27 protein-coding genes, 1 tRNA gene and 2 pseudogenes are annotated in these 24,186 nt (G+C 40.5%); 16 read left to right on the top strand and 14 right to left on the bottom strand.

Features of this window, described 5'->3' with window-relative positions; all coding sequences use genetic code 11:
• Positions 1-26 precede the first annotated feature (26 nt).
• Both H6G48_RS26765 and H6G48_RS04890 read right to left on the bottom strand, forming a co-directional pair.
• The gene (locus H6G48_RS26765) at positions 27-152 is read right to left on the bottom strand and encodes a hypothetical protein (RefSeq protein ID WP_261779675.1); all 126 of its coding nucleotides are present in this window, start codon (positions 150-152) and stop codon (positions 27-29) included.
• A gap of 271 nt (positions 153-423) precedes the next feature.
• Positions 424-891 (bottom strand): DUF29 domain-containing protein, encoded by a 468-nt coding sequence (locus tag H6G48_RS04890; protein ID WP_190719663.1) that lies wholly within the window; start codon positions 889-891, stop codon positions 424-426.
• A 210-nt stretch (positions 892-1,101) separates the two neighbouring features.
• Here H6G48_RS04890 and H6G48_RS04895 point away from each other — a divergent pair, with 210 nt between their 5' ends.
• From H6G48_RS04895 to H6G48_RS04915, 5 genes are all read left to right on the top strand, one after another.
• Positions 1,102-3,855, top strand: coding sequence for a class I SAM-dependent DNA methyltransferase (locus H6G48_RS04895; protein ID WP_190719666.1), 2,754 nt, complete (start codon positions 1,102-1,104; stop codon positions 3,853-3,855).
• 263 nt (positions 3,856-4,118) lie between these two features.
• On the top strand, positions 4,119-5,282 hold the full coding sequence (locus tag H6G48_RS04900; protein WP_190719668.1) for a pyridoxal phosphate-dependent aminotransferase: 1,164 nt from the start codon (positions 4,119-4,121) through the stop codon (positions 5,280-5,282).
• A gap of 318 nt (positions 5,283-5,600) precedes the next feature.
• Positions 5,601-7,298, top strand: coding sequence for an SPFH domain-containing protein (locus tag H6G48_RS04905; protein WP_190719670.1), 1,698 nt, complete (start codon positions 5,601-5,603; stop codon positions 7,296-7,298).
• A gap of 94 nt (positions 7,299-7,392) precedes the next feature.
• The gene (locus tag H6G48_RS04910) at positions 7,393-10,395 is read left to right on the top strand and encodes a D-Ala-D-Ala carboxypeptidase family metallohydrolase (protein ID WP_190719671.1); all 3,003 of its coding nucleotides are present in this window, start codon (positions 7,393-7,395) and stop codon (positions 10,393-10,395) included.
• A gap of 44 nt (positions 10,396-10,439) precedes the next feature.
• Positions 10,440-11,477, top strand: coding sequence for a hypothetical protein (locus H6G48_RS04915; protein ID WP_190719674.1), 1,038 nt, complete (start codon positions 10,440-10,442; stop codon positions 11,475-11,477).
• Positions 11,478-11,481: 4 nt separating this feature from the next.
• Here the strand turns inward: H6G48_RS04915 and H6G48_RS04920 are convergent, their stop codons facing one another.
• Together H6G48_RS04920 and H6G48_RS04925 are read right to left on the bottom strand one after the other, a co-directional pair.
• Complete coding sequence (locus tag H6G48_RS04920; RefSeq protein ID WP_190719676.1) at positions 11,482-11,871, bottom strand: hypothetical protein; 390 nt, start codon at positions 11,869-11,871, stop codon at positions 11,482-11,484.
• A gap of 82 nt (positions 11,872-11,953) precedes the next feature.
• Entirely contained in the window at positions 11,954-12,676 is a 723-nt protein-coding gene (locus H6G48_RS04925; protein WP_190719679.1) for a lysozyme, read from the bottom strand.
• A gap of 359 nt (positions 12,677-13,035) precedes the next feature.
• Between H6G48_RS04925 and H6G48_RS04930 the strand changes: the two genes are divergently transcribed.
• The 3 genes from H6G48_RS04930 to H6G48_RS04940 all read left to right on the top strand — a co-directional run bounded on the left by H6G48_RS04930 (position 13,036) and on the right by H6G48_RS04940 (position 15,197).
• On the top strand, positions 13,036-14,073 hold the full coding sequence (locus H6G48_RS04930; protein ID WP_190719681.1) for a fatty acid desaturase: 1,038 nt from the start codon (positions 13,036-13,038) through the stop codon (positions 14,071-14,073).
• A gap of 392 nt (positions 14,074-14,465) precedes the next feature.
• Positions 14,466-14,729: a hypothetical protein gene (locus H6G48_RS04935; RefSeq protein WP_190719684.1), complete on the top strand. Its 264-nt coding sequence runs from the start codon at positions 14,466-14,468 to the stop codon at positions 14,727-14,729.
• Positions 14,730-15,197 carry a type II toxin-antitoxin system VapC family toxin gene (locus tag H6G48_RS04940; RefSeq protein WP_190719687.1) on the top strand — a complete coding sequence of 156 codons (468 nt, stop codon included), beginning with the start codon at positions 14,730-14,732 and terminating at the stop codon, positions 15,195-15,197. It begins immediately after the preceding gene.
• A 110-nt stretch (positions 15,198-15,307) separates the two neighbouring features.
• Here the strand turns inward: H6G48_RS04940 and H6G48_RS26035 are convergent.
• The 5 genes and pseudogenes from H6G48_RS26035 to H6G48_RS04955 all read right to left on the bottom strand — a co-directional run.
• A pseudogene (locus tag H6G48_RS26035) lies at positions 15,308-15,391 on the bottom strand (PEP-CTERM sorting domain-containing protein); the annotation flags it as partial.
• Between the two features lie 290 nt (positions 15,392-15,681).
• Positions 15,682-16,017, bottom strand: coding sequence for a type II toxin-antitoxin system PemK/MazF family toxin (locus tag H6G48_RS04945; RefSeq protein WP_002768260.1), 336 nt, complete (start codon positions 16,015-16,017; stop codon positions 15,682-15,684).
• Positions 16,018-16,272: a hypothetical protein gene (locus H6G48_RS04950; RefSeq protein WP_190719690.1), complete on the bottom strand. Its 255-nt coding sequence runs from the start codon at positions 16,270-16,272 to the stop codon at positions 16,018-16,020.
• A 165-nt stretch (positions 16,273-16,437) separates the two neighbouring features.
• A pseudogene (locus H6G48_RS26040) lies at positions 16,438-16,533 on the bottom strand (PEP-CTERM sorting domain-containing protein); the annotation flags it as partial.
• Positions 16,534-16,697: 164 nt separating this feature from the next.
• A complete protein-coding gene (locus tag H6G48_RS04955; RefSeq protein WP_190719693.1) occupies positions 16,698-17,066 on the bottom strand; it encodes a hypothetical protein in 369 nt (122 codons plus the stop codon).
• Positions 17,067-17,346: 280 nt separating this feature from the next.
• Between H6G48_RS04955 and H6G48_RS04960 the strand changes: the two genes are divergently transcribed.
• Together H6G48_RS04960 and H6G48_RS04965 are read left to right on the top strand one after the other, a co-directional pair.
• On the top strand, positions 17,347-17,592 hold the full coding sequence (locus H6G48_RS04960) for a hypothetical protein (protein ID WP_002734321.1): 246 nt from the start codon (positions 17,347-17,349) through the stop codon (positions 17,590-17,592).
• A complete protein-coding gene (locus H6G48_RS04965) occupies positions 17,585-17,794 on the top strand; it encodes a type II toxin-antitoxin system RelE family toxin (RefSeq protein ID WP_190719696.1) in 210 nt (69 codons plus the stop codon). Before H6G48_RS04960 ends, H6G48_RS04965 begins: the two co-directional genes overlap by 8 nt.
• A 202-nt stretch (positions 17,795-17,996) precedes the next feature.
• On the opposite strand, the gene H6G48_RS04970 is transcribed toward H6G48_RS04965, so the two are convergent.
• Together H6G48_RS04970 and H6G48_RS04975 are read right to left on the bottom strand one after the other, a co-directional pair.
• On the bottom strand, positions 17,997-18,449 hold the full coding sequence (locus H6G48_RS04970) for a type II toxin-antitoxin system VapC family toxin (RefSeq protein WP_002750618.1): 453 nt from the start codon (positions 18,447-18,449) through the stop codon (positions 17,997-17,999).
• On the bottom strand, positions 18,449-18,685 hold the full coding sequence (locus H6G48_RS04975; protein ID WP_008202209.1) for a hypothetical protein: 237 nt from the start codon (positions 18,683-18,685) through the stop codon (positions 18,449-18,451). Before H6G48_RS04975 ends, H6G48_RS04970 begins: the two co-directional genes overlap by 1 nt.
• A gap of 226 nt (positions 18,686-18,911) precedes the next feature.
• Between H6G48_RS04975 and H6G48_RS04980 the strand changes: the two genes are divergently transcribed.
• The 4 genes from H6G48_RS04980 to H6G48_RS04995 all read left to right on the top strand — a co-directional run bounded on the left by H6G48_RS04980 (position 18,912) and on the right by H6G48_RS04995 (position 20,715).
• Complete coding sequence (locus H6G48_RS04980) at positions 18,912-19,178, top strand: HigA family addiction module antitoxin (RefSeq protein ID WP_242034529.1); 267 nt, start codon at positions 18,912-18,914, stop codon at positions 19,176-19,178.
• Between the two features lie 124 nt (positions 19,179-19,302).
• Positions 19,303-19,602 carry a hypothetical protein gene (locus tag H6G48_RS04985; protein WP_190719698.1) on the top strand — a complete coding sequence of 100 codons (300 nt, stop codon included), beginning with the start codon at positions 19,303-19,305 and terminating at the stop codon, positions 19,600-19,602.
• Positions 19,577-19,939, top strand: coding sequence for a DUF5615 family PIN-like protein (locus tag H6G48_RS04990; RefSeq protein WP_190719700.1), 363 nt, complete (start codon positions 19,577-19,579; stop codon positions 19,937-19,939). The genes H6G48_RS04985 and H6G48_RS04990 overlap by 26 nt, the downstream gene beginning before the upstream one ends.
• A gap of 587 nt (positions 19,940-20,526) precedes the next feature.
• A complete protein-coding gene (locus H6G48_RS04995) occupies positions 20,527-20,715 on the top strand; it encodes a hypothetical protein (protein ID WP_002783384.1) in 189 nt (62 codons plus the stop codon).
• 270 nt (positions 20,716-20,985) lie between these two features.
• Here H6G48_RS04995 and H6G48_RS05000 read toward each other — a convergent pair.
• Together H6G48_RS05000 and H6G48_RS05005 are read right to left on the bottom strand one after the other, a co-directional pair.
• A tRNA-Arg gene (locus tag H6G48_RS05000) sits at positions 20,986-21,058 on the bottom strand.
• An 88-nt stretch (positions 21,059-21,146) separates the two neighbouring features.
• Positions 21,147-22,286, bottom strand: coding sequence for a ferrochelatase (locus H6G48_RS05005; RefSeq protein ID WP_190719702.1), 1,140 nt, complete (start codon positions 22,284-22,286; stop codon positions 21,147-21,149).
• 198 nt (positions 22,287-22,484) lie between these two features.
• Between H6G48_RS05005 and H6G48_RS05010 the strand changes: the two genes are divergently transcribed.
• Complete coding sequence (locus H6G48_RS05010; protein ID WP_190719705.1) at positions 22,485-23,243, top strand: LmeA family phospholipid-binding protein; 759 nt, start codon at positions 22,485-22,487, stop codon at positions 23,241-23,243.
• A gap of 154 nt (positions 23,244-23,397) precedes the next feature.
• Here H6G48_RS05010 and yidD read toward each other — a convergent pair whose 3' ends face one another.
• Positions 23,398-23,628 (bottom strand): membrane protein insertion efficiency factor YidD, encoded by a 231-nt coding sequence (gene yidD, locus H6G48_RS05015; RefSeq protein ID WP_190719708.1) that lies wholly within the window; start codon positions 23,626-23,628, stop codon positions 23,398-23,400.
• 91 nt (positions 23,629-23,719) lie between these two features.
• Here yidD and H6G48_RS05020 point away from each other — a divergent pair.
• Positions 23,720-24,186, top strand: a 467-nt coding sequence (locus H6G48_RS05020; protein WP_190719711.1) for an RNA-guided endonuclease InsQ/TnpB family protein, incomplete at its 3' end; no start/stop codon positions are given.

Below are 24,186 nucleotides of genomic sequence, written 5' to 3' on the forward strand. Positions count from 1 at the left end.
TTTCTAAATAATTATTGTGATGATTTTCAATTATCTGGTAGATAAATTACCCCTTTAGCAATTCTTCCCTCTGTTCCTAATGTCTTGGCAGGAATTTCTAGGTTATCGGTGGAATCTATATAGGGTTTGCTGAAAAAGTACGGGCGAAGCATTCGGATAGAAAATCCACGGTTTCACCGATAGGTTATTGCCCGAATGCTTCGCCCCTACAGGACGCGGGCCGATGAAGACGCAAGGTTTTGAACGACGATTCTCTCAAAATCTTGCACCTGTTTCGCTCGTAAAGCCACAAAACCCTTACCTTGCCTAGATTTCACATTTATTCAGCAAGCCCTATATAAATTAGGATGTTTTCGTCAATTGGGATTGGAGTTAGTCGAGTCATGAGTAATGCAAAAATTGAAAATTAACTTTTTTCTCTAGTCAATTGCCATAGAAGTTCTCATCTAAGATTTGCTCTGGCAAGAAAGGACAAATTTGAGGATAATCATTTTCTGGGGGAATCCGAACACCAAATTGAGGGAGTTTCCCTTTCTTAATTGCCACTTGACGAGCATCTGGATAAGCTTCCTCGATAGCAGTTTCTAGATAGGATTTCAGGGAAGGCGTATTGCGTAAGTTTTTCTCAATTCGCTGGCGATGCTCAATAATAGAACAATACCAGCTATCCTTCATTGATGGCGGTGCGTCGTGCTGTACTTTTAATTTGAGCAAATGAGCCAAAAGAATCATCAAATTACTTTCTAAAGTTCTTTTTTCCGATTTTCCCAACTCGGTTAACTCCTCAATTAAGTTATCAGTATCCAGCGCAGCAAATTCCCGCTTCTGTAGGTGATTAATTGTTGTTGCGAGCCACAATTGAAAATCTTGTTCGTAGAGAGTTTTCGACATAGCGATAAGTTGTTCCTTCGAGTCAATAACTAGATTGATAACTAAGCGGCTACAATTCTCAAGGCGTTACTAATTTCTAGCTTCCCTTGGAGTTTACCAAAAAATCACCTAAAATGGAAACTATCTGTATCCCTTGCTGACTGCCTATGGCTCCCTACACCATTTTCTACTATCGTTGAGCAAACCAGCGAACGATAAGGAGTTAAAACTATGCCTTTAAGTTGGAATGAAATAAAAAATCGCGCCATCGCTTTTCAAAAAGAGTGGGAAGGAGAGACTTCAGAAAAAGCAGAATCTCAATCTTTTTGGAATGAGTTTTTTCATGTCTTTGGCATTTCACGGCGTAGGGTAGCCAGTTTTGAGCAACCGATAAAAAAAGCAGATAATAAACAGGGTTTTATTGATTTACTCTGGAAAGGAACGATTTTAGTTGAGCATAAATCGAAGGGGAAAGATTTAGAAAAAGCCACACAACAGGCTAAGGATTATTTTCCCAATTTAAAGGAACATGAGTTACCGCGTTATATTTTAGTCTCGGATTTTCAACGGTTTAAATTATATGATTTAGATTCGGGCAATCAATGGGAATTTGAATTAAGCAATTTTGTTGATAACGTTCATTTATTTGATTTTATTGCTGGTTATGAAAAGCGAGTTTATAAAGACGAAGATCCCGTCAATATTCAAGCAGCCGAGTTAATGGGAAAACTTCATGATTACCTCAAAGAAATTGGTTATATGGGGCATGATTTAGAAGTTTATTTAGTGCGTTTATTATTTTGTTTATTTGCCGATGATACGGGTATTTTTAATAAGGGTATTTTCTGGGAATATATCGATCTACATACCAAAGAAGATGGCAGTGATTTGGCGATGCACATCGCTTCTATTTTTCAGGTTTTGAATACACCAGAAGAAAAAAGATTAAAAAATATCGATGAGAATTTAACTCAATTTCCCTACATAAATGGCAAGTTATTTGAGGAGTCGTTACCTTTAGCAGCTTTTGATAGCAAGATGCGAGTCATGTTATTAGAAGCTTGTGCTTTTGATTGGGGGAAAATTTCCCCTGCTATTTTTGGCTCTATGTTTCAAGCGGTAATGAATCCAAAAGAGCGACGCAATTTAGGGGCGCATTATACCTCCGAGAAAAATATTCAAAAGGTGATTAAACCGTTATTTTTAGATGATTTATCCAGAGAATTTGAGAAGATTAAAGGCAATCGCAATAAATTACTAGAATTTCAGAAAAAGATTGCTAATTTATATTTTCTTGATCCTGCCTGTGGTTGCGGCAATTTTTTAATTATTACCTATCGGGAGTTACGCGATTTAGAGATTTTGGTATTACAGGAGTTAGATAAAACGGGGCAGTTAGTAACAGATATTAGTGCTATTATTCAGGTGGATGTTAATCAGTTTGCTGGTATTGAATACGATGAGTTTGCGGTGAGGGTGGCAGAAGTGGCGATGTGGTTAATTGATCATCAGATGAATGTTAAAGTTAGTAATACTTTTGGTCAATATTTTGTGCGTTTACCATTAAAGAAAGCGGCAAAGATTGTTAATGGAAATGCCTTGCGGATTGATTGGGAGGAACTTATATCAAAAGAGAAGCTCAATTTTATTTTAGGGAATCCTCCTTTTGTGGGTAAAAAAGAGCAAAATTTGGCTCAAAAAGCTGACATGAATCGTGTTTTAGGAGACGTTAAAGGATCAGGTGTTTTAGATTATGTAACCGCATGGTATATTAAAGCGGCTCAGTATATTCAAGGAACAATCATCCGTTGTGCTTTTGTTAGTACCAATTCAATTACGCAGGGTGAACAAGTTGGCGTTTTATGGCAGGAGCTTTTTAACAAATATGAAATTAAAATCTATTTTGCTCATCGCACATTTAGCTGGAAAAATGAGGCTAAGGGAAATGCAGCAGTTCATTGTGTAATTATTGGATTTGCTGTACAGGATATTGAAAATAAAAAGATTTTTGATTATGCTGATGTTAAAGGTGAACCGACGGAAAGGACAGTTAAAAATATCAATCCATATTTAGTGCAAGGCTCAGATGTCATCCTTCAAAAGAGAAGCAAACCTATATCCAATCTGCCTGATATTAATTATGGTAGTATGCCTATTGATAATGGTATATTGATTCTTTCAGATGCAGAAAAAATAGAGTTTATAAAAAAAGAACCTTTATCCGAAAAATTTATCAAACAGTATTCAGGGGGTAAAGAGTCTATTCATAATATTAAACGTTGGTGTTTATGGCTTATAGACTCTAAACCCATAGAACTAAAAAAAATGCCTCTTGTTTTAGAAAGAATCGAGCAGGTAAAAATATATCGTGAAAGTAGTGGTAGAGCAACCACGGTAAAACTTGCTCAAACTCCATATCTTTTTGGTGAGATTAGACAACCTAAAACAGATTATATTCTTATTCCAAAAGTCTCTTCTGAAAACAGAAAATATATTCCAATCACAATCAATACCAAAGATATTATTGCCAGTGGTAGTTCTCTCGTTGTTGCTTATGCAGATTTGTTGACTTATGGAGTTTTACTTTCAGAAATGCACATGGCATGGGTTAAATATGTCTGTGGAAGAACCAAAAGCGACTATCAGTATTCAAACACCATCGTTTATAATAACTACCCCTTTCCAGAAAATATCACCGACAAACAAAAACAAACCGTTGAAACTTGCGCTCAAACTGTGCTAGATACAAGGGTAAAATATCCCGATAGTAGCCTTGCGGATTTATACGATACTTTAACCATGCCTCCCGACTTGCTCAAAGCTCACCAAAAACTCGATAAAGCCGTTGATTTGTGTTATCGTCCCCAACCCTTTACCAGTGAATTAAACCGTATTGAATACCTTTTTGAACTCTATGAAAAATTAACCGCTCCCCTACTCCCTACCAGCAAACAAAAACCCCCGAAAAGAAAAAATCCTCAATAACGAAGGCAATATGCAATAGGCAATAGGCAAAAGGAGATTATTTTTATTTATTCTCCCCATCACCCCACACCCCACACCCCACACCCCACACCCCACACCCCACACCCCACTTCCCCATCACCCCATCACCCCATCACCCCATTCCCATCCCTAAGCGCCGCAATTCCGGAGATTATATAAAAAAACACCCAGAACAATCGGGGTAATGGACAATACTAAAGGTTGTGTAGGTCATCAGAAAAGCCCTTTCAGGGTAAAATACTATGAAACTAGCGTCACGAGTCAATCAAGTCACCCCCTCCCTTACCCTAGCTATCGACTCTCTGGCCAAGGAAATGAAGAAAAACGGCGAAGATGTCTGTAGTTTTAGCGCCGGGGAGCCAGATTTCGACACACCCACTCACATCAGAGCTGCCGCGAAAAAGGCCCTCGATGAGGGAAAAACTCGCTACGGACCGGCTGCCGGGGAAGCGGGGTTAAGAAAAGCCATCGCCGAGAAATTGCTGCGGGATAATCAACTAGCATACAATGCCGATAATGTCATCGTCACCAATGGCGGTAAACAGTCTCTCTACAATCTGATCATGGCGTTAATTGAAGCGGGGGACGAAGTAATTATTCCCGCACCCTACTGGTTGAGTTATCCTGAAATGGTGACGTTAGCGGGGGGAACATCGGTTATCGTCAACACTAGCCTAGAGAATCACTATAAAATTACCCCCGAACAGCTAGAAGCGGCAATTACACCGAAAACTAAATTATTTGTCCTCAATTCTCCCTCTAATCCCACCGGTATTGTCTATACTCCCGAAGAAATCGCAGCTTTAGCAAACATTGTGGTTGAAAAGGATATTTTAGTGGTTTCTGATGAAATTTACGAGAAAATCCTCTACGATGGCGCAATTCACCGCAGTATCGCTTCTTTTGGTCCGGAAATCTTTCAGCGCAGTATTATTAGTAATGGTTTTGCTAAAGCTTTCTCGATGACGGGGTGGCGCGTCGGTTACATAGCAGGACCGGTGGAAATTGTCAAGGCTATGACTAAGATCCAAAGTCATAGTACCTCCAATGTCTGCACTTTTGCCCAATACGGTGCGATCGCTGCTTTGGAGAGTTCCCAAGATTGCATCGAGGAAATGGTCAAAGCTTTTAGCGAGCGCCGACAGTATATTTTAGAACGAGTGCGAGCCATTCCCGGACTCAATTGTCCTACTCCCAACGGTGCTTTTTATGTGTTTATCGATATTAGTCAAACTGGTTTAAAATCCCGGGATTTTTGTCAGAAACTGCTCGAAACCCAAAAAGTAGCTGCTATCCCCGGTATTGCTTTCGGTGCCGATGATTGTATTCGTCTTTCCTATGCTACAGACCTGAAGACGATTGAAAAAGGATTCGATCGCATTGATAAGTTTATCGGCACTTTGTAGGATGATTACTTTGTCTGTTAGGGTGAACAAAATTCGCCCTTTTTTTCGGTTTTAACAGCTTAGGTGAGTTGCTCACCTAGAAGGTGATTCAGGCATATTTGAGTATAATTTTCTATCTCAATTGTTAAGCAAAAATTGACCAAATATTAAGAGTTCGTAACTATTCTGATTGACTGGTTCACTGGAAATGCCCACGCAAACCACAAAATTGCACAATTGTCAATAGGGTTTGAGATGCGCTCACCCTGTAAATGAAACAGCCCTACCCCTGAACGGTTATAAATTTTTGTTAACATATTATCCACCGAAGAACCATGAATGTTAGGATTGCTGGCAATTCCCGATCTGAATCTTTACTATATGAGAGCAGTACAACCCAGCCAAACAGAGCCTGTTATTGTCGCTCAATCTTCCTCTGAACCTTCCCGATCAAATCCACCGCCAGGTAACGGCAGTTTCCCTTTAGTGCCGATAGGAGTAACTGTTGTGCTTACTTTGATGCTGGTTGCTTTGTGGTCGCAAAAAGACAAAATTATTGGGGGTTTCAAGGCATGGACTGAACCAGAACCAGACTCAGACACGATTAGATCCCAAGAATTTGCTGTTGATATAGAAGTATCAAATATTCGTACTCAGGATTATTTACGAGCCAATGTACAAGCGACAATTTATGTCTATATTGCCGACACCAAAGAAGACAACCAAAAGGCTCAAAAATTTTTGGTAGAAGAAGACAGTATTTCAACCGTAGCCGTAGAGAAAGCTGTTAAAAAACGCGCCGAAACCGCCCTACGAGGAAGTGCCAGTAAACATACATTAGACTATCTGCATACAAATCGCACAGAGGTGGGAAAAGAAGCTACGACTATACTTGGTAACTGCCTAAATCCTCTAGGATTAACTGTTAGAGACCTAGTTATTGGTGAAATTGAAGAAAGTGCCAACTATACTGCTGACAACTATTTCGATGCCAAGGCAGTTGAGGCTCGAACAAAAGTTATTCAACCGGCAATTCTGGCAACTCGCACGGAAGAGTTAAAGACGGAAGAAGCAATACGAAAACAGGAATTAGATACGGAAGAAACAATACGAAAACAGGAATTAGAGAAAGGCAGAGATATAAGGCTAAAGGAATTAGAGATAGGGATTGAACTGGAAAATCAAGAGCTTACACATCAAGAAACATCTTTGAAAAATTTAGAAACACTGGAAAAAGTCGAAAAGAGGAAGACTGATCATGAGCTAATTATAGAAAAATACCAAAATGAAAAAGAAAAAGAACTACAGGAGGCGATTGAAACCTCTGAATTAGCTTTAAAGAAAAAGCTCGAAATTGCTGAGTTAAACGACAAAGAAGAGCTAGAATCCCTCAAACACAAAACAGAGATTGAAATTCAACTTAACAAGCTCCTACAAGACACAGACTTAATTGAGAAAAATAAAACGTTTCGCTTAAAACAAGCAACAGTCAATCAAGAAATAGAAACGGGAGAAATTGCTGCAACCATCTCGATTATTAGTAAAGAAAAAGAACGGCTGGAAACAGAAATAGAACGCGCCCAAGCAGAAGAAGCTGTTACTACAGCAATTGAAAAAGCCCAAGCCGAACGCCAGAAGCTGCAAGCGGAAATAGCCGCAGAGTCAGTGGAGAACGAAGCAAAAACTATCGAACGTTTGGCAGAAGCAGAAGGTAAGCGTTACCATCTCATACCGGCTACGGATGCCGAGCGCACGGCTAAAATGGTTCGGGAGTTAGCACCTCAATTAATAGAAAATTTACCCCAGGTTGTTGAAATTGCTAAAGCATTAGCTCCCCAAGCGGGGATTTTGGGAGACTCCAATATCTATAATTTTCCCAATGGAAATGGAGAAGAGATTAACAAGTTGATGCTTTCCACCAGTGGTATGTTACTGATTCAATCTTTACTAAATGGTAAGTTAGGAGATTTATTAGGTAAATCGCTCCGCTCTTTGAATAACGATAGCAACAGCGGACAGGATAATTCTGACGGATAAGTAACAGCGAGATTGAGTCATCTAAGCCCATTAATCCCTGCCAATAAAAATAATTTTTCAACAGTAAACAAACTGAGTTTTGGAGTCTAAATTCATGAACAAAGCAAAACAAAAACCTCCCCTAACATTTCCCCCCTTTCCCAAGACTACTAATTTCATTCTTACTTTTTTATTAGGACTTGGTATGGCTCTTGGCTTTGCTAAGTTAATCAGTTTTACAAGTTTTGCGAGTAACAATGACACCAAAATTAGCGGTTTGCAAGGTTACTTACAATGGTTCAATGGCATAAATACTATCTATCTAAGCCTGATACTAGCTGGGGCACTTGGTGGATTACTTTACTCCATATTGCTTGACGGCGAGTTAGAATTGCCGTCTTGGAGTAAGAAAAATCCCAATAATCTCAACCCTGGCTTTTTGGGAGAAATTTTTGTTGGCATAGGTGGGGCATTTATCGCCTATAAGTTCTTACCCCAGGAACTTAGAAAATCTGGCGATCCGGGCTTAGAAATCACGATTTTTGTCACTGGATTGGTGGGCGGCTACGGTGGTAAAGCTATCCTAGATGCGGCATTAGAGAAGGTAATTAACCGTATAAAAACGGCTGACCTAGCCAAAGAGAAAGCAGAATCTCAGGCAAAAGAACTCGAAGAAAAAACATACATCCGCAATCTAGTCAACCAGCAGATTCAAGAAGGGCTAAATCAGTCCGAATTATCAGAAATGCAAGAGAAACTTGAAGCCGCTAGTGATGATGTTAAAGAACGTGCTTTTAATCTTGCCCATGATGCCCGTAGCTTGGGAAGGAGAACTCTAACATTTAAAGATCGGGTCAATAGAACAATTCCGATTTTTCAGGCTCTGGTAGCCAGTGATAACAATAATCCTTCGTATAATGCAGAGTTAGGTTATGCTTATATCAGTTCACAGACTCCTGATTTAGACAAAGCCATCTCCTATCTCGATCGCGCCATCGAACTACGAGTACCGGGGTCATCAACGGAGGGAGATAGCTGGAAGTATGAAATGAATCGGGCGATTGCCCGAATTGGCCTTGGCAATTCTCAATCAAGGGATGATATCCTCAAGGATTTGTTTGCTGTTGAGCAGAGGAAAGAACTAGCGCAAGCTATTGACGAGTATGAAAGGGATGGAGTAGATGGGGGAAATAATTCCATAAAAAACTGGCTGATCCAAAATCAAGATTGGGTGAGTCAACAGACTAACGGGAAAGCCTTACTTGATAAAATTCAACTTTCTGCGGCGGCGAAACCTGTCACCTCAACCTTATCAGTAACCCAGAATCGGGCAGATTTGGTCGCTGCCCCCCCCAATACAAAGATTAAAGCAACCATTAAAACCTATCTGAAAAAGCAGCCCATTGATTCATCACAACTCGGTGAAAACGAGAAAAAAGAAGTTCCCGTGGGTACAGAGTATAAAATCCTCAAGCATTCACAAGAATCTGATGGACATTACCTCGTTGAATTAGACTACGGCCAGGGAATTTGGTATGTTTGGTCAGATCACTGGTACTTACCCTGGGAACACAAGATACTATCATCTGTTCCCCAGTCCAGTAAAAATGGTTCAGCGCGGGAAGCCATTGACCAATTATCAAGAATTTCTGCCATCTCCCTAACAAATAGAGGAACCCTCAAAGCCGCAGCCACCCGCTCGATTCAAAGATCAGCTACAGCCACAAAGGTAGAACCCGAAAATTGGGTCATTGCGCCCCCCAATACCATCATCAAGGCAACTACTAAAACCTATCTGAAAAAGCAGCCTATTGATTCATCAGACCTCGGTGAAAACGAGAAAAAAGAAGTTCCTGTGGGCAGAGAGTACAAAGTCCTCAAGTATTCAGAAGAAATTGACGGACATTGCCTAGTGGAGTTAGACTACGGTGCTGGCATTTGGTATCTTTGGTCGGATCATTGGCATTTACCTTGGCAAAAATCTAGCAAAGACAATGGCCGATCATCTGTATCCGCGCCAGAATCAAGTCAGCATCAAGGCGTTAATCTTGTAACTCGTCAGCAAGCTGAGTCTGTCTATGGACGTAAAATGAGTGATAAACAATTCAATGACTTAAACTCTTGTTTACAGCGATTTGAAATTAATACAGTGCCACGAATTAGACATTTTCTCAGCCAAACAGCCCATGAATCAGGAGGACTGCGTTGGATGGAAGAAATTGCCAGTGGTAGTGCTTATGAAGGTCGCCGAGATTTGGGAAATACCTCTCCCGGTGATGGTCGTAAATATAAAGGTGCTGGTGTTATTCAATTAACTGGACGGCATAATTATCAGAAATTTGCAGACTTTATCAAGGATCAAAAAGTCATGCAGGGACATAGCTATGTTGCTCAAGTTTATCCTTTTACCAGTGCTGGATTTTGGTGGAAGAATAATAACATGAATGCTCTTTGCGATCGGGGTGGAACTGTTAAAGAGGTAACAAAAAGGGTTAATGGTGGTTATAACGGACTATCGGATCGTCAGCGTTATTACGATAAAGCTTGTCAAGTTATCAAACAATTACCTTCTACACCTTTACATACGGAAGAGTTAGCCGCAAAGCCTGAAACAGGCAAGGCAGCGACAGAATCTAGCGATCAGGTTAGCAAAGTCGAAGTGGTTAGGGAAATGCCCAAAATTTTGACTCCGAAAGATGTAGATTGGAGTGATATGTCCACCCATTTAACCCCCCATTTCACTCTAGGAGAAAACTTACGAAACGACCCCCGACGCATTCCGCACGACACCACTTTGCAAAATAACATACTCACGATTATGCGAGAGTTGGAGAAGATTCGCACTGACTACGGTAAGCCCATTATCATCACTTCTGGGTATCGCCCTGAGCAAATCAATCGTGCTGTGGGAGGGGTAAGTAACTCGCAGCATATCCGAGGAACTGCGGTCGATATTTGCCCTGCTCATGGAGATGTGTTTGAATTTCAAAAGTGGGTAGATCAACACTGGTATGGTGCCTTGGGTTGGGGGGCAAAAAAGGGCTTCGTTCATATTGATTGTCGCAATGGAAAGGGATGGAAAACGGGAGGCGAAAAAGGTGTCAGATGGAACTATTGATGCCATGTAAAACTTTATAAATACACCCTTAGGAGGATGCTTAAATGACAATCACAACCATCGGCAGAGTACCGATTACGGAACCCGGACCATTACTCGATCCATTCCTTAAAGATGATAATGCTTTAATTGCTGCTGCCGAAGATTTTACAGTCTCTATAAATACTATTTCACATCAACTTTATAGTAAGTATAGAGAAGAGTATAAAGCTGGACAATGGGGTAATGATTATTTTGCTGTAATGAGTCAGATAGGATTAGGAGATATAGAAAAACCTATCATTAAAGCTCACTACCTCAATCACATTAATAATATGAATAGACTGACCCATGATTTACTTACTACTTGGGCAGAAAATGTAGCGATTATTGAAGATTTCCAAAAAGACAAGAAAACAGAAAGACTATATTTATCATTCAGTAGTTTTTGTCAGGGATTAGGAGACTCAAAATTAGATCAAGTGACAGGAGCATTACAAGAAGTTGTTCGTGAAGTAGGCGGCACTTTTCCCATTCTCGTTCCTTTTACAGCTTTAGGAACAGCAGCTTTAGAAGGAGTTAATAATATTCTCAAAACCATACTAGATGCGGAATTTAGACCTCAAGTAAAAACTGTAGAATTTGCTTTTTATCCCGGCGATCAGAACCGCCTTCCTAACATTGGTGAAGCTCCCTTACAGACAGGAGCATATGCCTTTTTCTTTGAAGAAGTTGAATTAGAATCCCTACAAATGGAACGGAATGGTACTATTACTTCAACTCGTAATGAACCAGTAAGTCCCTACATTGTTGTTAATATCAAAAAAGGAATTACCTTGGCACCGGGTCAAATTGAGAAACACTTGGCAACGGAAGTCTTGGAGACTTACAATAAATCTTATGGCAATCAACTCAATGCTGGAAATATATCTGGCAGTTATTTTAGTGCTTTAGAAGAACTAGGTAAAACAATACGCTTATCGACAGCTACACAACGATATTTTGAGTTGAGAGGAAAAGGAGACCAACTCACTGAAAGTGAAACACAACGCCTGCAATCCTTATATACCTACTTAAAAGAAAATTTAATCAGTTTTGATTAAACGATTAATCCTGCCATGAACCACTTTCTTCAAGTAAAAGCTTGCCGTTTTTATAAATTCTTATTATCCCACTTTCTGTGACAAAGTAACGATAATTTCCATTAATAAACTCGTAGCCGAGAAATTGACAGGGAGTAACCCTATCTGAACACAAACGATAAACAGTTCTCCCAGTAAGTTTAATGGATTCTGCGGTTCTTAAACTTGTTCCAGTGTAGGAGACATTGTTGCACACTACCTCTCCTTCAGGACAATTTCTAGTAATCTTGACAACAAAATTTCTCGTTTGTAAGGTTTCTGCAAGAGTTGTTTTACTCCAAAACAAGCAGATAAACAATAAAAACAGAGTTCTCATCAAGAAATTTTGCTTAAAACCGACAAACAATAATCCCATACTTTATTCCAGTAGCAAATAAATATCTCTCTGCGTTCTCTGTGTCTCTGTGGTGCAAATATCACCCCAGAGACACAACTACTTACTTAGCAAATTTCCCCTTACCTTGCCACAATTCCCCCTCAGCCTTGCGCCGTCGCAGCAGACCTTCATGGACATTGGAACCTGGATTAGAGTAGAGTTCTAAAACCTTGGGTACATCATTCCAGCGTTTATCTCGCAAAGCAGAAGTGATAGAATTAAAACCGGGATTACCGTAGAAATAATCGCCCAAATTATAAGCAAACGAAATCAATGCTGAACGCTGATTATCATTCATCTCATTCCAATAAGGAATTGAAGCAGCCAGATGATTTACGGTGTTTTCAAGATCGTGGGATAAATAACTCTGAGCGGTTGCTAAAGTGATCTTTGGATCGCCAAAACGAACAGGTTTGCCATTAGGATACCGAGTTGTTCCAATCCCAATCGTCGCCACTCCTACGCCATCATTATAAACATGAGGGACAAAACCTTCAAACTCAGTTATAATCTGAACTGCTTGTTCAGGAACTTTGCTACTACTTCCTTCTGTTTCTATAGACTCTGGAATAGGAGACCAATCTTTTTCAAAGATATACCAGACACCAGCACCAAAACTGAGGGTTACTTTTAAATGTCCGTTGGGTGCAGATTCCACCTTGTCGATGCTGATGGTTTGTCCGGCTTTGTAAATCTTTTTCTCAGTATCGGGTAGCTTACTGGATTGTTCTGTCGATTTCTTGATCGCAGTGTCGTGAAGTGCTGTCAAAGTTGCTATTGCCATAAATGGACCTCTAAACTTATCTGCTGACAAAACAATGTTAATCTATTTGGTTCTTCGTTGCTTGGTCTGGTTTGATCGGGTGGATAACACGAACCGAAGAGCCAGTCTATTGTATGGATGTCCAAGGGGACAGACGGACAGACAGGGGGAGAATGTGATTAACTTTCCCTAGGGGCTTTTGTTAAGTTACATTAAGCCCTACAATATAATTCTGGTGAGTTAGACGAAATTCGCTCGATCGCTCGGTCTTATCCGCTCCTAGCTGAGATAGAGAAAAGATAGCGCACCGAGAAACAGAAAAGTTTAGTTCTCAAGCTTTCGTCAATACTGCCCTGTCATCTATCTTGAGTTATAACCTAGTGTCCCAAACCCTACCTAAACCCTCCCTAAAAAGAGAATTTTTGCCATTTACCCTACAGGATGTCCGTCTAGCTATCCCGGCCCGTTGCTTCCAATCAAGCGTTTTTCGCTCTTTAGCCTACTTTTTTTTTGATATTGGCATCATTACCCTACTTTACTGGATAACTTACCAGATTAATCAAGCATGGTTCTTCCCACTTTTTTGGTTTATGCAGGGAACCATGTTTTGGGCCCTATTTGTCGTCGGTCACGATTGCGGTCACGGTTCCTTTTCCCGTTATCGTTGGTTAAATAACTTAATCGGTCATCTCAGTCATACTCCCATTCTCGTACCTTTCCACGGTTGGCGCATCAGTCATCGCACCCATCACGCTAATACCGGCAATATCGACACCGATGAAAGTTGGTACCCCGTCACGGAAACCCAGTATAACAATATGGCCTGGTACGAAAAATTAGCTCGTTTTCAGCTAATTTTATTTGTTTATCCCCTTTATCTTTTCCGTCGTTCCCCTAATAAACAGGGGTCCCATTTTATGCCCGAAAGCCCCCTCTTTCGCCCCTCGGAACGGTGGCAGGTACTGACTAGCACCGTTTGCTGTACCTTTATGTTAGGTCTATTAATCGGGGTTGGTGTTAGCCAAGGCTTTTGGTTTCTGTTTAACTACTACATCATGCCCTATATCGTCTTTGTGGTTTGGTTGGACCTAGTGACATTCCTACACCACACCGAAGATGATATTCCCTGGTATCGCGGTCAAGACTGGTACTTTCTCAAAGGGGCGCTTTCTACCATCGATCGCGATTATGGCATCTTTAATCCCATCCATCACCAAATTGGTACTCACGTCGCCCATCATATTTTTATCACTATTCCCCACTATCATCTCCAAGAAGCAACCGAGGCCATCCGTCCCGTCTTAGGAGACTATTATCGCGTCTCGAAAGAACCGATTTTCAAATCTCTCTGGCGGTCCTACCGCAATTGTCATTTTGTCAGTGACCAAGGCAGTAAGATTTTTTACCGCAAAAACTGATCCTATCTTAGCTATGAGGAGAAAACGGCAGCAAAATCTGCCTCCTCCTCTCACACCGAGAATAGTTGCCAAAACTGGGGATAAAGTCTTTGTCTTTATTTGATTTATTGGCAAGGAATTAAGCTGATGCAGTGAAATTGAACGACTTACAAAGGGAATGACATTGGCAGAATTGGCCAAGAATCAAACAAATATCCAAGCGGTTCTCTAGGATTTGATCATTTTGCTTTTCAACAGCTACTGACAAGAGGATATTAAGCGCCTAGAATCTAAAAATTTACGATCAAGCAGGTCTAAAGAGTGAGTTTTTATGATACTGTCTATTGTACTAACTCAATTATAACTTTGCTATAAAATATTAATTACTCAGACAGCAAAAAAAGTAGCAGATTATGACACGGGCAATCCTTACTCAAATCTTGAATCAGCTTGAGACTCTTGAGCTAAAAGAACTTCAGCTGCTTAATCAGAAGATTCAACAGTATCTTATGGATAAAGAAGAAGCTGAGAAACAAGCGGTATTTCACCAATCTCTTCTTGATGCTGGATTAGTCAAGCAGATTAAGCGTCCTTCATCTCAACCGATAACTGAGCGACGATTGATTGAAATCGAGGGAAAACCTATTTCAGAAACGATTATTGAGGAACGCCGTTAAATGGCACTTTATTTCTTAGATAGTAGTGCCTTGGTCAAGCGTTATATCAGCGAAACCGGTTCAGCGTGGGTATTGGGATTATTTGCTGCTGCTTTAAATAATGAAATATTTATTGCCGCAATCGCCAAGGTAGAAATTGTGGCTGCTATTACGCGAAGATCCCGCACTGGAAGTATTAGCGTTACGGATGCAACAGCAATAGTTCATCAGTTGAGAAAGGACTCGCTTAAAGATTATCAAGTCATTGAAATTACCGAAAGTATAATTAATTCAGGAATGGTATTAGCGGAAACTTATGGTTTAAGAGGTTATGACGCAATCCAGTTAGCAGTAGGTTGTGCTGTTAATACACTTTGCCTAGCTAGTGGTTTACCTTCTATCACTTTTGTCTCGGCAGATAATGAATTGAATGTTGCTGTTATCAGTGAGGAATTGCTGATGGAAAATCCTAATAATCATCCGTCTTAAGTAAGCGATAAGCTGTGAACTCTGAAATTTTTAGAGTTTAAAAAGGTGGAAAAAATAAACCCCTTCAAGTGAGTGAATGAAGGGGCATTTATGGTATTTTTAGAAGCAATTTAGCCTACTTTTGTGGTTTCTTTTTCAGTAGATTTGGATGGTTTTAGTTTGCGCTTCAGGGTTGAAGCTGCGCCGAGTGTACTAGGTAATAGGAGTCTTAAAGTTCAAGTTTTCCAGAAAGAAAATTAAACTAATTAGGGCTTGCTGAATAAAGGTGAAATGTAGGCAAGGTAAGGGTTTTGTGGCTTTTCTCGCGAAACAGGTGCAAGATTTTGAGAGAATCGTGCTTCAAAACCTTGCGTCTTCATCGGCCCGCGTCCTGTAGGGGCGAAGCATTCGGATAAAAAATCTACGGTTTCACCGATAGGTTATTGCCCGAATGCTTCGCCCGTACTTTTTCAGCAAACCCTAATTAAACATTCCTATTAGTGTTTTATGTTAAATCTAATGTGTATCGCATCGCCTCTTCCAATTGCTGTAAATAACTAGAAGAAAGTGTCCCCAACTGTCGTTGAAGTCGTTGTCTATCAATAACAACAATTTGATAACATAAAGCTACTGATTCCTGATTTAAGCCTCCTTGTCCTGCGGGAATAACCATTGTTCCAGGGATTTGTGCGCGACGTAAATTACTGGTTAATGGAATTACAACAACAGTGCTAGTGAAGCGATCGATATTGTTATGTTGGACAATAATAACAGGTCGAATACCGGCTTGTTCTGAACCACGACTCGGATTCAAATCAGCTAGATAAATATCGCCTCGCATTTATTTCTTATCCTCTTGTTTAAGGTGAGATAAATAATCGGGTAAAATACTTTCTGAAAAGCTAATATCCTCTTGAGCAAATTCATTTTGTAACGCTTGTGCTTCTGCATCTGAAATATTATCCCATTTCTGAAAACGTGAATTTTTTTGTAAGGATTTGACAAATTCAAGGACTTGTTGCTGTTTTTCTAGCGGTAAAGTCTTAATACTTTGCAAAATCTGGTCTTGAAGATTATTAATATGGGTGATAGACATTTCAACTTTTACTATATTTACACAAGTCTAACTATTCTACCATAAAAAACGCTCTTGTTGTCAATTAGTTAGCAACAATTAAATAATAGACAATAAACAATAGACAAAAAATAACCCCTCAACTGACTGAATGAAGGGGCATTTATGTTATTTTTGATGAGCAATTTAGCCTACTTTTGTGGTTTCTTTTTCTGAGGACTTGGATGGCTTCAGTTTGCGCTTGAGGGTTGAAGCTGCGCCGATAGTGCCGAGAGCGAGGAGGAAAGTTATAATTTGAGGAACACTATTAGATATGTAGATATGATTAGATAAGGTACAATAAAAGATGAAGATGCACCTACTTAAGCCATGAAACAAGTTCTCAAAAATATTGAGGTATCAGAGATTCCCACACTAATCGATACATGGATAGATATTCCTGTAAATTAATCGATAGTAAACAATGTTGTGAGTCCCGCAGTTGTTCCTATGGAATAATATGTATTGACTGGAACACCATCTAAAGCTGGTATGGCTAAAGAACAACGATGGAAAGTTTTATCAAGAAATCTTTTGTACATACATCTTTTTACCGATTTCACGGGGATCAGGCAACTAACCCTACTGGAAGTTGCACCAGGAATACCTGGCACTATCGAAAATATGCCATGATCATTTATACACTTATATACTTGACCAGATTGAGCTATTAAAAAGTCTTTGTTTTCACTTAAGTTAAATGTTTTAGCTTGTCGAGACACAGTTAGTCCCAATAAAGTTAATACAGCCGTTATGTATATTACACTTGTTTTCATTAATGTATCTCCTCAAAGTGCGATCGCCTTCTCCCAGCTAGGTGAAGCAACAACCCAACCCAAGACACAAGGCAGATAGTAGAACAATACACATTCCCCCCCCCACAACTGTATTAAAAGTTACAGTTTAATAAATCTTTATATTCCTTTCTTAATCCCGATAAAGAAACCGCAGAACCAAGTCGGTTGTGAACAGCCCACCGTTTTTACCATTTTTGGTTAGTATCTGGATGTGGTATTATTTGAGGTGTGTTTGGATTATCTGATACGATCAAGGTCTATGACAACTTACTATGAAATCCTCAGCCAAATAGAGAATCTTCCCCTTACGGATAAGTTGCGACTTTTAGAGGATTTAAAAACTATCATCAAGCCGACCGTAGCGCCAAAAGATGACGATGAGATCATTCCAGCCGAAGAACTTGCTGAAAGCCAAGCAGCATGGCAAGATTATTTATCCGGTCGAGATACTGGAATCACTTCAACAGAATTAAAATACAAATTATTTGGAGATAAACTTGGCTGATTATATTCTACTTAGACAAGCAGAACGCTACTTAGAAAGGATGCATAAAAATGATCAAATTCGTCTTCTTGAAGCTTTGGATACTTTGATTTCGGATTCTACAAAATTAGATATTAAACCCCTTTACGGAAGAGATGAACTAAGATTGCGAGTAGGTAAGTATCGAGTGTTGTTTTTTGAAGATAGAGACAACAATCTATAGATCATTACAACTATTAAACCTCGCGGCGATGTCTATAAATAATACCAGAACTCTTTTCTAGACTGCTGTTTCTCCTTTCGCCATAAGACAGTGATTCACAGAAGAAGGAGTCTCAGGTGTTTTTCCCTGTTTTTCCCCTTTTCAGGTGAACTATCCACTTCCGTGAGGGATTGTGACGCGGTATGTCGTATTTGCTGCCTAATTATTGGGAATTAATGAAATCTTGAGGATGAACGATGGTAATATTGGGAATAGGGATAAAGTCATCAGGATTAAAGGTTAATAAATGGGTAATGTTAGAAGCTTTCATAACAGCAAGAAGCCTAATATCATGAGTGCGTTTTCCTTTAATGTTGTAGATGGTGACTAATTGAAACCAAAGGGGAAAAATATCCGGCGTTTCTGCAATTAATGTAAAGTTATCTAATAAATCATTGACATAATTTGTAGCTTGTGCTGGAGTCCAACCTAAACCATTAACATCAAGGGGTCGGGTTGCAACTACCCAAAATTCAATTAAAACTTGAGGAATAATAACACATTCATTAGCTGTTTCAACGATTTGAGTAATTACATTATTAGCAAGAGAATAAGTTGCTGAAGACGTATCAGCCGCCCGAAGCAAAATGTTAGTATCCAGTAAATATTGAGTCATTAGTCTTCATACATAGTGTCACGGTGTAAAGCTTCATCAGGTAAATTCGCACTTGTTTTAGGAAGTTTAGCGATTACTTTCTGCCATTTTTGAGCTTTTTCCTGGGGAGTGAGACTATAATCTGGGGAAGGGAGGGAAATTCTTGAGGTGAGAGATTCGGTGAAGGATAACACTTCTTGTTGTTTTTCTAAGGGAAGTTTTCTTAGGTTTTTAATGATAACTTGTTCAATGTTCATTTGACTTAGACTAATAGGCAACCAGATCAATCATATCTCATGCCGCAATTTCTCTATATTTAATAAATCTTTATATTCCTCTCCCTCATGGCTTACGCTGGTATCTGCACTACTTCCTTGTCAGCATCAGGATTTTCAGTGATTTGGGGATTTTGAGGATGGGTGATGGCTGAAGATGGAAACGCTCTCGACATTGACCTTGTAGATTATCATTGAGGGAAAAAACATGATGACCCGGAAAAATCCCGTACATCCGGGCAGAATTGTCAAAAGTTCGATTGAAGAGCTTGAATTGACCGTTACAGCTGCGGCAAAAATGCTGAACGTGTCACGCTCTAGACTATCTAACCTAATCAATGGCAAACCGGGGATTTCCCCAGAAATGGCTGTGCGTTTGTCAAAGACAATCGGTAGCACCCCTGCTTTCTGGCTGCGCCTCCAGATGAATTACGATCTTGCTGAGGTTAAAAAACCGGAAGATAGAATTTTGTGAATCCGATTGGGTTACAACACCAAACAACATTGGGTTAGTGCGATCTCGAAGAGAGCCGCCTTCGACGGTGCGCTGCTTCTGTAGCTGATAAACTAGGGATACCAGCTTTGATCAAGGCATCAGCATGACCACCAACGTAGCGAAAACTCAATGGCAGTATTTAGAGAAACGTCCTCATTCCTGGCGACAACAGCTTTGTTTTCAAGGTAGGAGGCTGAAAGCTTTTGATGTCTGGTCAGATATGATTGTCAACGATATGACTCCTCAAGAAGCAGCTCTTAATTGGGAGTTACCTTTGGCTGCTATCTATGAGGCAATTGACTACTGCGAGGCTAATCAGCAGCTACTCAAGCAAGAAGCAGAAGAAGAACGCCACCGTCTGGAAGCAAAGGGGATTAGTGTTGAGCCTAAGATTATTGCTTGATGAGGACTCGCAATCCCAACTTCTGGTTAAGTTACTTACGGCTGCTGGTCATGACGTACTGACGATCAATAAAATTGGTTTGACTGGCTGCACAGATGATGTCGTACTTGACTATGCCATACAGGAAAATCGGATTCTGCTAACTCATAACTGCGATGACTTTGAAGAGTTGCACCAAGCCAATCCAAGCCATTCTGGGGTCTTAGCGGTTTACCGTAACGCTAACCGCTTTAAAAATATGGACTTCAAGGCAATTGTCAATGCGATCGCCAATCTGGAAACTGCTAACGTCCCTCTGACCAATCAGTTCATTTCCCTGAACCACTGGAACTATTAATTCTGCTTTGTAGCGATTGCGTCACAAATCTTAAGTTATATATCTCTCACACTAGCGATCGCTTTCTTTTCCCTGTTTTACTCCTTCTCAGGCGAACTATCCTCATTCCGTGAGATATTGTGGCGCAGTGTGTCGGATTCGCCTTTGCCTTCTCCCTTGACTGATCCTCAACTCGATCGCAAACTAAATTAAACAGGATTACCTCGTACCAACCAGATTATAGACTGGGGATAATAGAAATAATTGAATATGGCTACATTACCGGAGGAAACCTTAACGAGCATTTTTGATCTACTGCGTCAACTAGCGGATCAGATAGAGTAGGCATCGGCAACGGAATGGCAACTTTTTACAGAATATGGGGAAAATGAACGGACATTATCAGAATTAGAAGAATTATCTAATGCCAGAGAGAGGGTAACTAATTCCTACTCCCGAATTAATAATATCCTGCTGAGAATTTTACAAGAGCAGCCGACTCTCTCAAATACGATGCTAGAGATGTTAGAAAGAGCGATTTTGCAACGAACAGCCAGTGTGGATGCTGTTAGTGCTAGTGTTGATGAAGTAAAGAGGCAATGGAACTTATGATGACTTACCGCACCTCCTATCCCGATGAAGCAACGAGAAAACAATGTCTTGAAAGCTTACGGGAAACTAACCGCCAGATTGAGCTTTATAATCTTTTTTTAGACGATATACTCGCCCAACTGGAAACAGAATCCCGTCAAAAGAGACGAGAAAGGCTATTGCAAAGAGGGCAAACTATTAAATAGAGGGATGCACAGAAGAAGGAGTTTCAGGTAGTTTCTCTTGTTTTACTCCTTCTCAGGCTGTATATCCTCATTCCGTGAGATATTGTGGCGCAGTACGTCCTATTCGCCTTTGCCTTCTCCCTTGACTGATCCTCAACTCGATCGCAAACTAAATTAAACACAATTAATATCAACCGACGGGATTCAACTGACCCAATTCCACGCTCACCGCATCAAAGCGATTGTCCCTGGGACGATAGGAGAGAATTTCCAATCCCTACTTAACAATAACGGGTACGGTAGGGATCGAACCTACAACCGTCCGCTTAGAAGGCGGATGCTCTATCCATTGAGCTACGTACCCAGGAAAGCACAATTATAGATTATACTTCCAAAAGTGACAAGTGGTAGGACTAATTTTCGCCGTTGCCCCTCTTTGCCACTGTCCAAGCTTAATGATGGTGGTGATGTCCGTGGTGATGATGGTGATCGGAATGAATGTGAGGAATTGTTACAGAACTATTGACAGATAAAGCCTCTTGTGATAGCAAAGCTTCGATATGTTCCTCGGCCCAATCGGCGACCATCCGGCAAAATTCGGGGTTATCGTTGACACAGGCCATCTGCACATAATTAACTTGGTCGTGTTTGCGGCGTAAAGCTTCGATAATATGCTCCACATCCAGTAAAGTTTCGTGATTTTCCGTAGCAAAGCCAATCGGCATGAAAATTAAGGCTTTGGCCCCTAATTCAACCAAATTCTTCGCCGCTAACTCTGCATTCGGTTGCGTCCATTTAATTAAGGGGGTTTGGTGATTTAACCAACCCACAGAAATCAAGGGATAACGATAGATTAATTTTTCCCGGACTAACTCGTATAAAGCTTGACTTTCATCGATTCCCGACGTAAATCCCTTAGCTTCGTGGGGACAACCGTGATTCATCAAAATAATGCCAATTTGCGAGGGAAGACAGCTACTAGCTACCTCGGCCGCGATTTTTTCCTCCACTAACCGCGCCATTAAATCTATATAAGCGGGTTGGTTATAAAACGAGGGAATATAGCGCAATCCTTTAACCCAATGTTCCCCCGTTTGTCCTTGAGCTAAAGCTTTGTTAACTTGTTCGATCGCAATGCCACTGGTAAAGATAGAATCAACAACGAGGAGAGGATAGATCAAAATTTTCTCGAATCCCCGTTCGCGGATTTCCGTTAACACCTGTGCCGGTAAAAAAGGCGCGCAGAAGTTAAACGCTTTGAATACCTCCACCCGATTACCCCATTTTGCCTGTAAATTGCGCTCGATTTCCTGTCTTTGATGCTCGAAAATGTGGTTATGGGGCGAAATAAAGTGATTATGCTGGTGCTGCCATTCGTGTAGGTCAAATATGGCCAATAATTTCGCTAGGGGAGGATAAACCCAAGTCGGTACAGGAGCGAACTTAGCCGTCAGCAAATTTAAGGCCTGTTCATTATAGTTGGCAAAGTCCTCATAACTCTCCACTTCCCCGTATCCCATCAATAATACCGCCACTCGATCGCTGTGGTTGTGGGTAGCGGCTAACGGTTGTTGATCTGAAATGGCAACCACGTTTTTAACCCCGATTTTCTAAGTGAAAAACGCTATATCACTGGGATAGTAGCACTTTTCTATCCTATCCCCTAGCACGGGATAGACCGCTAAAAATTTATAACCTCTACAGAATCATACAGATTGCTTATCATCCTGATTAATAAAACGAGATGTAAAGAAACTTTAAATAATGTTAAGATCGTTGCAGTCCCACCTATGAGAGATATGACAGCAGGCGTGTTTGGTAGCTTACCTTTTCCCAATCAGAGCGGCGATCAACTCATCAGTAAGGCGGTGAGTGCTGCGATCGCTGCATTATTCAAACGGACAGGCAAGCTGAAAGCCACTGTCCGCGCCGAACCCGTGGCCAAATTACTGCAAGGCAGTATCGACGGTTTTGACTTTATCGGTCAGTCGATGCTGATGTACAATGGCCTACGCATCGAAGCCATGGAATTGTATGTGCAAGCGGTGGCGATCGATTTTAGTGCCATTTTTACCGGACAGGTAAAACTCCGTCAACCGACGCGGGCCACTTTGCGGGTAGTTTTAACGGAAGAAGACTTAACCACCTCTTTTAATACACCTTTTATTGTCGAAAAACTGCAAAGATTAGAGTACGAAGGTAAATCAATTCACTGTCAGAATACGGAATTAATTCTCAATGACGATAAAACTTTAACTCTGAAAAGTCTAATTAAATTGGGAGAAGAAGAACCAATTCTTCTAGAAATGACCACTGCTGTGGTTGTGGAAGAACGGCGAAAAATTCAATTTGTTGATGTGGTTTATCAAGGGGACGAAAGATCGAAAGCTTTAGGAGAAGCTTTAATCAGCCACGTTAACAACCTTATGGATTTAGATAAATTTGCTCTCGATGGTACTCAATTAAGAGTCGATCGACTACGTTTAAAAGATAAACAGATCATCTTTTATGGTATCGCCGATATCGAGCGTTTTCCCCAAAGAAAATAGGCAACCATCAACGGGTCTAAAAATATCAAGAGTCTTACAGACTTTACCCTAAAAATGAAGTATAACCTAATTTGGTATTGACTCCTGAATCCTGACTCCTGAATCCCCAAAACGAAAACCTCGTATCTCACCATTGAGATAACTGCTGTAGGTTTCAATCGTGCTTGTGGCTACAGGGAGGCACAGGATCGTAACCTCCGGGGTGAAAAGGATGACAACGGAGAATACGCTTAATTGCTAACCAAGAACCGCGCAGCACACCAAAGCGCTCGATCGCTGCTATGGCATACTGGGAACAGGTGGGTTGAAAACGACAGGAAGGGGGAAATAGCGGCGAAATAAACCGTCGATATCCCTTAATTAAGCCAATAAAAATTCCTTTCATCGAAAATTTTGGGTCTGAAACCCCGTCGTTCTACGACGGCTTTACTGTTAAATATTAGAACATTTACGAAATATATGCTAAAATGTGAGACATGGAAAAAGCCTATTCTTACCGATTTTACCCCACACCAACACAAGAGTCGCTATTGCGGCGCACCTTGGGCTGTGTAAGATTAGTTTACAATAAAGCTCTCCATCTCAGAACACAAGCTTGGTACGAAAGACAAGAAAGAGTAGGATATACTGAAACTTCTTCAATGCTAACCGAGTGGAAAAAGCAAGAAGAATTAAACTTTCTCAATGAAGTTAGCTGTGTACCTTTACAACAAGGGTTAAGACATTTACAAACAGCTTTTACTAACTTCTTTGCTGGTCGTACTAAGTATCCTAACTTTAAGAAAAAACATCAAGGAGGAAGTGCCGAATTTACCAAATCTGCTTTTAAGTTCAAAGACAGACAAATCTATTTAGCTAAATGCACAGAACCTTTACCTATTCGATGGTCAAGACAAATACCAGAAAGCTGTGAACCAAGCACAGTAACAGTCAGATTACATCC

The organism is Microcystis flos-aquae FACHB-1344 (assembly GCF_014698375.1).
Lineage (GTDB): Bacteria > Cyanobacteriota > Cyanobacteriia > Cyanobacteriales > Microcystaceae > Microcystis > Microcystis aeruginosa.

Bases quoted from the DNA above. Each gene is read 5' to 3' on its own strand.
- H6G48_RS26765 (WP_261779675.1), bottom strand. From the start codon at position 152: ATGCTTCGCCCGTACTTTTTCAGCAAACCCTATATAGATTCCACCGAT.
- H6G48_RS04890 (WP_190719663.1), bottom strand. From the start codon at position 891: ATGTCGAAAACTCTCTACGAACAAGATTTTCAATTGTGGCTCGCAACA.
- H6G48_RS04895 (WP_190719666.1), top strand. From the start codon at position 1,102: ATGCCTTTAAGTTGGAATGAAATAAAAAATCGCGCCATCGCTTTTCAA.
- H6G48_RS04900 (WP_190719668.1), top strand. From the start codon at position 4,119: ATGAAACTAGCGTCACGAGTCAATCAAGTCACCCCCTCCCTTACCCTA.
- H6G48_RS04905 (WP_190719670.1), top strand. From the start codon at position 5,601: ATGTTAGGATTGCTGGCAATTCCCGATCTGAATCTTTACTATATGAGA.
- H6G48_RS04910 (WP_190719671.1), top strand. From the start codon at position 7,393: ATGAACAAAGCAAAACAAAAACCTCCCCTAACATTTCCCCCCTTTCCC.
- H6G48_RS04915 (WP_190719674.1), top strand. From the start codon at position 10,440: ATGACAATCACAACCATCGGCAGAGTACCGATTACGGAACCCGGACCA.
- H6G48_RS04920 (WP_190719676.1), bottom strand. From the start codon at position 11,871: ATGGGATTATTGTTTGTCGGTTTTAAGCAAAATTTCTTGATGAGAACT.
- H6G48_RS04925 (WP_190719679.1), bottom strand. From the start codon at position 12,676: ATGGCAATAGCAACTTTGACAGCACTTCACGACACTGCGATCAAGAAA.
- H6G48_RS04935 (WP_190719684.1), top strand. From the start codon at position 14,466: ATGACACGGGCAATCCTTACTCAAATCTTGAATCAGCTTGAGACTCTT.
- H6G48_RS04940 (WP_190719687.1), top strand. From the start codon at position 14,730: ATGGCACTTTATTTCTTAGATAGTAGTGCCTTGGTCAAGCGTTATATC.
- H6G48_RS04945 (WP_002768260.1), bottom strand. From the start codon at position 16,017: ATGCGAGGCGATATTTATCTAGCTGATTTGAATCCGAGTCGTGGTTCA.
- H6G48_RS04950 (WP_190719690.1), bottom strand. From the start codon at position 16,272: ATGTCTATCACCCATATTAATAATCTTCAAGACCAGATTTTGCAAAGT.
- H6G48_RS04955 (WP_190719693.1), bottom strand. From the start codon at position 17,066: ATGAAAACAAGTGTAATATACATAACGGCTGTATTAACTTTATTGGGA.
- H6G48_RS04960 (WP_002734321.1), top strand. From the start codon at position 17,347: ATGACAACTTACTATGAAATCCTCAGCCAAATAGAGAATCTTCCCCTT.
- H6G48_RS04970 (WP_002750618.1), bottom strand. From the start codon at position 18,449: ATGACTCAATATTTACTGGATACTAACATTTTGCTTCGGGCGGCTGAT.
- H6G48_RS04975 (WP_008202209.1), bottom strand. From the start codon at position 18,685: ATGAACATTGAACAAGTTATCATTAAAAACCTAAGAAAACTTCCCTTA.
- H6G48_RS04980 (WP_242034529.1), top strand. From the start codon at position 18,912: ATGATGACCCGGAAAAATCCCGTACATCCGGGCAGAATTGTCAAAAGT.
- H6G48_RS04985 (WP_190719698.1), top strand. From the start codon at position 19,303: ATGACCACCAACGTAGCGAAAACTCAATGGCAGTATTTAGAGAAACGT.
- H6G48_RS04995 (WP_002783384.1), top strand. From the start codon at position 20,527: ATGATGACTTACCGCACCTCCTATCCCGATGAAGCAACGAGAAAACAA.
- H6G48_RS05010 (WP_190719705.1), top strand. From the start codon at position 22,485: ATGAGAGATATGACAGCAGGCGTGTTTGGTAGCTTACCTTTTCCCAAT.
- yidD (WP_190719708.1), bottom strand. From the start codon at position 23,628: ATGAAAGGAATTTTTATTGGCTTAATTAAGGGATATCGACGGTTTATT.